The 1,232-nt window shown below is 73.3% G+C and carries 2 protein-coding genes and 1 pseudogene; 1 reads left to right on the top strand and 2 read right to left on the bottom strand.

The features are described from left to right. Window positions 1-23 precede the first annotated feature (23 nt). Window positions 24-266 carry a hypothetical protein gene (locus tag FV223_RS27985; RefSeq protein ID WP_147729922.1) on the bottom strand — a complete coding sequence of 81 codons (243 nt, stop codon included), beginning with the start codon at window positions 264-266 and terminating at the stop codon, window positions 24-26. A gap of 171 nt (window positions 267-437) precedes the next feature. Continuing rightward, window positions 438-683: a 3',5'-cyclic-nucleotide phosphodiesterase gene (locus FV223_RS27980; RefSeq protein ID WP_147729921.1), complete on the bottom strand. Its 246-nt coding sequence runs from the start codon at window positions 681-683 to the stop codon at window positions 438-440. 184 nt (window positions 684-867) lie between these two features. Between FV223_RS27980 and FV223_RS27975 the strand changes: the two are divergent. Further along, window positions 868-1,232 (top strand): annotated as a pseudogene (locus FV223_RS27975) (UV damage endonuclease UvsE); the annotation flags it as partial.

The following is a 1,232-nucleotide window of genomic DNA, read 5'->3' as shown; positions in this document are numbered from 1 at the left end:
CGCATCGTCGAGGCGGCCGAGCCTCAGCACGACGCCGACGGCCGGGTGTCGGCCGGGGGGACGCGGTCGGCGGCGCGCGGGTCCGCCTGGGAGATCTCGCGGAGCAGGTCGTCGCGCTGCGCGTCGATCAGGTCGGGCAGGATGTCGTCGTCGCTGTCGTCGATCGCCGCGATCAGGCGGAAGCCCGATCCGACGCGCTCGAACGCGACCCGGACCTCGCGCTGCGCATACGGGTCGTGCGGGTCGAGGCAGAGATGCTCGGGCATGGTTTCGGGACACGATGCCGTCGGCGCGGCGAGGGCGCCCGCTTAGCCGGGCACCGTGACGGCCGGATGACGCAGGACCTGCACCCCGGCCGCCGGACGCCCGCGACGGGGCGCCCTCACGGGTCCCGGGGCAGCCCGGCTCGGCGTGCCCGAACTCGACCGGACCTGCCCTTACTTGCCGCCGGAGCCCGCGTAGGCGTCGATCGCCCGGCGGCAGTTCTCCGTCAGCGCGCCGCGGTTCTTCTTGAAGCACGCATCCATCGCCGGATCGTCCGGATCGATGTCGCCGCAGAGCTTCAGCGCGTCCCCGGTGCAGTACTTCTTCAGGTCCGCGTTGCCGCGCGTGGACGTGGGCGCGGCGAGAGCCGGGACGGCCGCGAGGGCGAGGACGAAGGCGAGCGGGGCGACGCGCATCATGGCTTCCAGCTGAGAGGATGTGGCGGGTCGCGGACCTGTTCGGGTCGACGAACCGTGCAGGGAACGCCGGACCGCGCGAAACGGCTCCGTCTTCCCCGGCCGGGCGCCTGCGGCATCGACCCTCCCTGCGGCGGCCGCGCGTCGACGGCGTGGGACGAAACCGGGCGCACGGCGTTCTCGACCCATGATCGATGATGCGCCCCGCCTCGGATTCTGCTGCAAGTTCGTGCTCACGCCGCCGCCGGAGGGCTTCAAGACCCTGAAGGCCGCCCGGGAGGCGGCGCTTCAGATGAACCTCACCAACGCGACCATGGCCTCGCTGACGGCGCTGGCTCCGGCGGCGCGGCGCGCGAAGATCGAGAATCTGGTCCGCCACAACCTCGGGGCGCTGGAGCGCCAGATCGCCTGGGTCGCCGGGCGGCCGCCGATCGCGCGCCTGCTGCGCATGGCGAGCAACGTCCTGCCGGGCTACACCCATCCCGTGGCGCGCGACATCTACGCCGAGCCCGAGATGCGCCGCCTCGTGGAGGCGGGCCTCGCCCGCTGCGG

The organism is Methylobacterium sp. WL116 (genome assembly GCF_008039455.1).
Lineage (GTDB): Bacteria > Pseudomonadota > Alphaproteobacteria > Rhizobiales > Beijerinckiaceae > Methylobacterium.
This window is presented reverse-complemented; position numbering and strand designations above follow the sequence as displayed.

Bases quoted from the DNA above. Each gene is read 5' to 3' on its own strand.
- FV223_RS27985 (WP_147729922.1), bottom strand. From the start codon at position 266: ATGCCCGAGCATCTCTGCCTCGACCCGCACGACCCGTATGCGCAGCGC.
- FV223_RS27980 (WP_147729921.1), bottom strand. From the start codon at position 683: ATGATGCGCGTCGCCCCGCTCGCCTTCGTCCTCGCCCTCGCGGCCGTC.